The 6,899-nt window shown below is 59.4% G+C and carries 9 protein-coding genes; 2 read left to right on the top strand and 7 right to left on the bottom strand.

What is annotated here, in order from left to right; all coding sequences use genetic code 11:
* Positions 1-78 precede the first annotated feature (78 nt).
* The 3 genes from AB4Z35_RS29525 to AB4Z35_RS29535 form a co-directional block, all read right to left on the bottom strand.
* On the bottom strand, positions 79-1,377 hold the full coding sequence (locus AB4Z35_RS29525) for an NAD(P)/FAD-dependent oxidoreductase (protein WP_116264043.1): 1,299 nt from the start codon (positions 1,375-1,377) through the stop codon (positions 79-81).
* Between the two features lie 60 nt (positions 1,378-1,437).
* Positions 1,438-1,611, bottom strand: a complete 174-nt coding sequence (locus AB4Z35_RS29530) for a DUF3094 domain-containing protein (protein WP_007970531.1) — start codon at positions 1,609-1,611, stop codon at positions 1,438-1,440.
* A gap of 103 nt (positions 1,612-1,714) precedes the next feature.
* A complete protein-coding gene (locus AB4Z35_RS29535) occupies positions 1,715-2,341 on the bottom strand; it encodes a DUF1780 domain-containing protein (protein ID WP_442101094.1) in 627 nt (208 codons plus the stop codon).
* 137 nt (positions 2,342-2,478) lie between these two features.
* Here AB4Z35_RS29535 and AB4Z35_RS29540 point away from each other — a divergent pair, with 137 nt between their 5' ends.
* Positions 2,479-3,168: an energy-coupling factor ABC transporter permease gene (locus AB4Z35_RS29540; protein WP_442101095.1), complete on the top strand. Its 690-nt coding sequence runs from the start codon at positions 2,479-2,481 to the stop codon at positions 3,166-3,168.
* A gap of 34 nt (positions 3,169-3,202) precedes the next feature.
* Here AB4Z35_RS29540 and yacG read toward each other — a convergent pair whose 3' ends face one another.
* The 4 genes from yacG to AB4Z35_RS29560 are packed head-to-tail and all read right to left on the bottom strand — an operon-like array spanning position 3,203 to position 6,111.
* Positions 3,203-3,403, bottom strand: a complete 201-nt coding sequence (yacG, locus tag AB4Z35_RS29545; protein ID WP_007970539.1) for a DNA gyrase inhibitor YacG — start codon at positions 3,401-3,403, stop codon at positions 3,203-3,205.
* On the bottom strand, positions 3,400-4,023 hold the full coding sequence (gene coaE, locus AB4Z35_RS29550) for a dephospho-CoA kinase (protein ID WP_008004465.1): 624 nt from the start codon (positions 4,021-4,023) through the stop codon (positions 3,400-3,402). The genes yacG and coaE overlap by 4 nt, the downstream gene beginning before the upstream one ends.
* A complete protein-coding gene (locus AB4Z35_RS29555; protein ID WP_008004467.1) occupies positions 4,020-4,892 on the bottom strand; it encodes a prepilin peptidase in 873 nt (290 codons plus the stop codon). The genes coaE and AB4Z35_RS29555 overlap by 4 nt, the downstream gene beginning before the upstream one ends.
* Before the next feature lies 1 nt (position 4,893).
* The gene (locus AB4Z35_RS29560) at positions 4,894-6,111 is read right to left on the bottom strand and encodes a type II secretion system F family protein (protein ID WP_442101096.1); all 1,218 of its coding nucleotides are present in this window, start codon (positions 6,109-6,111) and stop codon (positions 4,894-4,896) included.
* 226 nt (positions 6,112-6,337) lie between these two features.
* Here AB4Z35_RS29560 and AB4Z35_RS29565 point away from each other — a divergent pair, with 226 nt between their 5' ends.
* On the top strand, positions 6,338-6,760 hold the full coding sequence (locus tag AB4Z35_RS29565; RefSeq protein WP_442101097.1) for a pilin: 423 nt from the start codon (positions 6,338-6,340) through the stop codon (positions 6,758-6,760).
* Positions 6,761-6,899: the final 139 nt, after the last annotated feature.

Genomic DNA, 6,899 nt, shown 5'->3' on the forward strand with positions numbered 1-6,899 from the left:
CGATGACGGTGTATCAGGCGACATTGATATCGACAGAAAGGACGCCATCGCGAGCAAGCTCGCTCCCACAGGTTTACATCAGTGCAGCTTGAGCCGTGGCTCTGTGCCGCGTCCGATCTTGCTGCCGAGCATCAGCATCGCCGTGCGGAACGGCCCGTACAGCGCCATCTGGTGCATGCGGTACAGCGACACGTAGAACATCCGCGCGAGCCAGCCTTCGAGCATCACGCTGCCGGTGAGGTTGCCCATCAAGTTACCCACAGCCGAAAAACGCGACAGCGAGATCAGCGAGCCGTAGTCGGTGTACTTGTACTCCGGCAACGCCTTGCCTTCGATGCGCAGTTTCAACGATTTGGCCAGCAATGAAGCCTGTTGGTGAGCGGCCTGGGCACGTGGCGGCACATTGCGGTCGCTGCCCGGTTGCGGGCAGGCGGCGCAGTCACCGAACGCGAAGATGTTCTCGTCACGGGTGGTTTGCAGGGTCGGCAGCACTTGCAGCTGATTGATGCGGTTGGTTTCCAGGCCATCGATGTCCTTGAGGAAACCCGGTGCGCGAATCCCTGCGGCCCAGACTTTCAGGCTGGCCTTGATCACGTTGCCATCGGCGGTGATCAGGCTGTCTGCCGTCACTTCGCTGACCGCGGCATTGGTCATGACGTTGACCCCGAGTTTCTCCAGGGTTTTATGCACCGGCCCACCGATACGCTCGGGCAGGGCAGGTAATACCCGTGGCCCGGCTTCGATCAGGGTGATGTGCATGTTTTCCGGTTTGATCCGGTCCAGGCCATAGGCCGCCAGTTCATGGGCGGCGTTGTGCAGCTCGGCGGCCAGCTCGACCCCGGTGGCACCGGCACCGACGATGGCCACGCTGATTTGTTCGACCGCGTCGGTTTGCCCTGCGTGAGCACGCAAGTAGTGATTGAGCAGTTGCTGGTGGAAACGCTCGGCCTGTTTGCGAGTGTCGAGGAACAGGCAGTGTTGCGCCGCGCCCTGGGTGCCGAAATCGTTGGTGGTGCTGCCGACGGAGATCACCAGCGAGTCGTAAGGCACTTCGCGGGCTGGCACCAGTTCCAGGCCGGCTTCGTCATAGGTGGCGGCCAGCTGGATTTTCTTGCGCGCGCGATCGAGCCCGCTCATGCGCCCCAGCTGGAACTCGAAGTGGTTCCATTTGGCCTGGGCGACATAGTTGAGTTCGTCTTCGGAAGAGTTCAGGGAACCGGCCGCCACTTCGTGCAACAACGGTTTCCAGATGTGGGTCAGGTTCGCGTCGACCAGCATCACACTGGCCGTGCCGCGCTTGCCCAGAGTCTTACCCAGACGGGTAGCCAACTCCAGACCGCCGGCGCCGCCGCCGACAATAACAATACGATGGGACATAGGGATAACTCGCAAGGCTAAAAGAAATCGGTGCAATTACCCGAGCGAGCGCAAGGCAGCTCATAGCGTCAGGTAACTGATAAGTCGGCTCAACAGGCCCAGACCAATGGTCACTGCCAGCACCAGCACCAGGAGCATCCACGGCCGGAATGGCCGGCGCTCGACTTGGTGCTGGGACAGTTGCAGGTACTCTTCGACATGCTTCTGGTCGTCGGGGTTCAGGCGGCTGGTCATATCGGGCCTCGTCAGGGGTAGACGTTGCTTAATGTGTAGAAGCTACAGGGAAATGATTCCCCTGTGAACGGAGCTTAGCTGTTGAGCGGGGAGGGGGCGCGGTTTACAGGCTGATCCCGACATCAAAAACAATGCTGCGCCCCAGGTTGCTGCGCAAGAAGTCCGGCGCTTCCGGGTGAGCGAACAGCACGCGGGCAAATGTCGGTCCAACCAATGACAACGAACGCCAACCCTGGCGCAGGTATTCGGTCGGCGGCGGGAAATGGCTGTTGAGGTCCAGCACTTCGCGTTTGAGGCTGGCGAAGGCAATGATGTCCAGCTCACCCAGATCCATGCCGCGTTCTTTGTAGTTGTGCGCTTTTTTGCGCAAGGTCGGCGCCAGTCTGAGCAAAAACTCATTGGCCGGTATGCGCCGGGGCTTGGCTTCGCGGCGCACCAGTTGGCTCAGGGAAAACGCGCTGCGGCGCCTTTGCAGTTCGTTGCGCCATTCATCATTGAGGCGCCGGCCTTCGTCGAGCACGAAGAACACCTCGAAACTGGCATCGCGAAACAACACATCCGGTGGCTCCCCGGCGGGGGCAAATTCATCGGCACGATAGGGAATATTCAAGCCTTGCAGCAGGCGCTGGCAAACCCAACGCTCACGCTCCCATTTGCGGGCATTGGACAGGAATGCGTTGGCCTGCTCGGCGGCGATGGTCAGCAGGCGTAAATAATCTGAGTCATCCATAGGCCCAAGCTTAGCGTTCAATTGCGACAAGCAGAAAGCTTTGCATCGGCTGGAGCAACTTTGTCGCCGTAGTAGACTGCCGGGTATCGGGCCTGAACAATCAGGGAGTCTGCGGTGAAGGACAGAGGATTGGCCACATGATTGGTGCAGAGCTACTGACACTGGAAACGCTGTCAGTCGGCTGGCTGATTTACCTGCCAGCGCTGATCTGGGCGGTCTGCCGCGCCCCATGGGTTGAGCTGTTCACCGACAGTCGGCGCCAGCATTTGCTGTTCGGGACGGTATTTGCGCTGTTTCTGCTGTGGCTGGTGCGGCGGGATTTCGATACTGGCGTTTCATATCACTTTATCGGCATGACGGCGGTGACCCTGCTGCTGGACTGGCCGCTGGCGATCGTCGGCGGGCTGGTGGCGCAAGCGGGGCTGGTGCTGCTGGGGCGTCAGGACCTTACGGCGATGGGAGTGAATGGCGCGCTGTTCATTCTGTTGCCGGTACTGGTCACTGAATGCTGCGCGATTCTGGTGGAGCGTGCGCAGCCAAAAAACCTCTTCGTGTACATCTTCGTCTCCGGTTTCTTTGCCGCGGCACTTTCGGCGTTGCTGTGTCTGGTGCTGGCGCTCACGGTGTTGTGGTACGACGAGTTGTTTGCCATGCCGTACTGGCTCGAGGATTTTGTCGGTTACCTGTGGCTGATCATCTTTCCCGAGGCGTTTATCAACGGCATGGTGGTCAGTGCGCTGGTGGTGTTCTGCCCGGAATGGCTGGAGACGTTCAATCGCACCCGCTACCTCTCGGCACCGTGGAAAGACGACGACCCCAAGCCTTGATCCGGATCAAGGCCTGAAATCACCGCAGTCGGGATCAATGACGCGGGTCGAAGTCGCCGCTGAACATCTCGTCCTCGGCATCGGGAGCCACTGGAATCTTGTGCTCTTCGGACGCCCAGGCACCCAGGTCGATCAGTTTGCAGCGGTCGGAGCAGAATGGTCGGAATTTACTCTCGGCCGTCCATTCCACGGGGGCGCCACAGGTTGGGCATTCGACGGTTGTTGGTTGGCTCATGACTGGCCTCCACGCAAAGAAAGATAAAAGTGATGCAGGCGTTCGACCTCGCTGTTCAGCCAGGCAAGGTCGCGGTCATTGACCACGACGTCGTCGGCATGGCTCACGCGATCCTGGCGGCTGGACTGGGCCTTGAGGATCGCCTGGACTTGCTGCTCGCTGGTCTGGTCACGTTGCAGGGTGCGTTCGATCTGCAATTGTTCGGGCGCATCGATCACCAGCACCCGTTGGGTCATGGCGTATTGCCCGGACTCGATCAGCAGCGGCGAAACCAGAATTGCATAGGGCGATTTTGCCAGCGCCAGGTGGTGAGCGATTTCCTCGCCGATCAGTGGATGCAGGAGGGCCTCCAGCCAGCGGCGTTCTTCGGGAACCTCGAAGATCAACTTGCGAAGCGCAGCGCGGTCCAGTTGCCCGTCGGATTGCAACACGCCGGGGCCGAAGTGTTCGGCGATTTGTGTCAGTGCCGGGCGGCCAGGTTCAACTACCCAGCGAGCGGCATGATCGGCGTCGACCACATGCACGCCCAGATCGATGAAGTGTTGGGCAGCCGCACTTTTACCGCTGCCGATGCCGCCGGTCAGGCCGAGAATCCAGGGTTTTTCCACAGGGGTATTCATTTCAAACCGACAAACTGCCAATAGAGGTCGGTTATTTGACCACCCCAGAGCAAGGCAATCCAGCCGGCAATAGCCAGATAGGGACCGAAAGGGATCGGCGTTGAAGTTTTTGCATTGCGCAAGCGCAGGGTTATCAGCCCGATAATGGCCCCCACCAGCGAGGACAGCAGGATGGTCAGCGGCAGAATCTGCCAGCCACCCCAGGCGCCGAGCATCGCCAGCAGCTTGAAATCACCGTGGCCCATGCCGTCCTTGCCCGTGATCAGCTTGAATAGCCAGAACATCGACCACAGGAGGGTGTAACCGGCTATCGCACCCCATAACGCCTCGTGCAGCGACACGAACAGGCTGAAACTGTTGACGATCAACCCCAGCCACATCAACGGCAGCACCAGTACGTCCGGCAATATCTGATGTTCGGCGTCGATCAGGCTCATCGCCAGCAAACCCCAGCTCAGGATCAGCACCAGGCCGGCCGGCCAACCGAAACCGAAGTGCCAGGCAACAAACGCCGACAACAGCCCGCAAGCCAGTTCGGTCAACGGATAGCGCGGGCTGATCGCTGCCGCACAGGCTGAACAGCGGCCGCGCAAAAACACATAACTGAGCAGCGGGATGTTTTCCCAGGCGCGGATCCGGTGATCGCAGTGCGGGCACTGGGAGTGGGGCAGCAACAGGTTGTAGGTCGGCAGCGGCGTTTCGCCAGGCAGCCCGAGAATGTCATGGGCCTGCTCACGCCAGTCGCGTTCGAGCATTTTCGGCAGGCGCCAGATCACGACATTGAGGAAGCTGCCGACCAGCAGGCCGGTGATGCCTGCGAGAAGGACAAAGGCCAGCGGAGAGTGAATCAGGATTTCATTCAAGGGCATGTCAGATCGCTGAGCCGAGTTGGAAGATGGGCAGGTACATGGCAACTACCAGTCCACCGACGATAACACCCAGCACCACCATGATGAACGGTTCCATCAGGCTGGTGAGGTTATCGACCATGTTATCGACGTTGTCTTCATAGAACCCCGCGACTTTGTCGAGCATGGCGTCCAGGGTCCCAGACTCTTCGCCGATGGCCGTCATTTGTATCGCCATGTTCGGAAAGACGCCGCAGGTACGCATGGCGAAATTCAATTGCATGCCCGTCGAAACGTCTTGCCGGATGCGCAGTACCGCGCGCTTGAACACGATATTGCCGGTCGCGCCGGCCACTGATTCCAGGGCCTCGACCAGTGGCACGCCGGCAGCGAAAGTGGTCGACAGTGTACGGGCGAACCGGGCCACGGCGGACTTGTGCATCAGGGTGCCCACCAGCGGCAGTTTCAGCAGCCAGGTGTCCATGCGGTCACGAAAGGCCGGGGAAGTCTTGAAGGCGTGGCGCACACCGAAGGCCATCGCGATCAGCGCGCCAAGGACCGTCCACCACCAGGCCTGCATGAATTGCGAAAGGCCAATGACCATCACGGTGAAAGCCGGCAGTTCGGCGCCAAAGCCTTTGAACACCGACTCGAACTGCGGCACTACATTGACCAGCAGAATCCCGGTGACAATCGCCGCGACGAGCACCACCACCAGCGGGTAGGTCATGGCTTTCCTGATCCTGGCCTTGAGACTTTCGCTTTTTTCCTTGTAGGTCGCGACCCGCTCCAAAAGGGTGTCGAGGGCACCGGCCTGCTCGCCGGCATCCACCAGGTTGCAATACAGTTCATCGAAATACCGGGGCTTCTTGCGCAGGGCGGCGGCAAAGCTGTTGCCTGCCACGACCTCCTGTTTCAGTTCGTCCACCAGCTTGCGCATGGCCGGATTGTCGAAGCCTTCGCCGATGATGTCGAACGACTGCAACAACGGCACGCCGGCCTTCATCATCGTCGCCATTTGCCGGGTGAACAGGGCGATGTCCTGGGCCTTGATGCGCTTGCCCATGTTGAACAGCGAATGGTTTTTTTTGCGAACCTTGCCGGGATTGATGCCTTGCTTGCGCAGTTTCGCCTTGATCAGCGCCGGGTTTTGAGCACTGAGCTCGCCGGTTACCTTTGTGCCTTTGCGGTCGATGCCTTCCCATGCATACACGCTGATTTTCGTTGCCTTGACCGTCATGTTCAGTCCTGGGTAATCCGGTTGAATTGCTCTTATAGCCTAGTCAAACGACGGAGCCAAACCAGCAAGGGTAAGGTGACAAAAAACGTCAGATAGTGCTGATCCCGGTAGTAGGGCCGGGCTTTGCGGCCGCTATGGCCCCAACCAATAGGGGCTTTGGCGTTGGCACAGGCTGTGCTGCCATGGGGCAGATCATGAGCCTTCGACTCATGCATGGAGCCTGTACATGAACAATCAAAAAGGTTTTACCCTGATCGAGTTGCTCGTCGTGGTGGCGATCATCGGGATCCTGGCAACACTGGGTCTGCCGATGTATTCCAAATACCAGGCTCGGGCCAAAGTCACGGCGGCGCTGGCCGAACTGACAGCCATGAAGGTGCCGTTCGAGGATGTGATCAACCAGGGGGACACCCCGACAATTGCCAACGTGGCGCCCGCCGGCGCGACATCGACTAACCACTGCGCCCTGTCAGTGACGGCTTCAACGTCAGAAGGGGCGGGATCAATCGTTTGTACGTTGCAGAATGCCCCGGGGGTGGTCGTGGGCAAAACCGTCACCCTGACACGGAACGAAACTAAAGGCTGGTCGTGTAAAGGCACCGTATCCCAGGATTATTTGCCTAAAGGGTGTTCCGGTCCTGCGACATGAATAGCTGAATCTAGTCCCCGCCATCGCGTAATACCGATCAGTTAAGCCACAACGCAATCTGTAGCAGCTGCCGAAGGCTGCGTCCGGCTGCGCAGCAGTCGTAAAATCAGAGTTCGCGGTACGTCAGAGAGATCGTGCA

Origin of the sequence: Pseudomonas sp. KB_15 (genome assembly GCF_052114525.1) — a bacterium.
Classification (GTDB): domain Bacteria; phylum Pseudomonadota; class Gammaproteobacteria; order Pseudomonadales; family Pseudomonadaceae; genus Aquipseudomonas.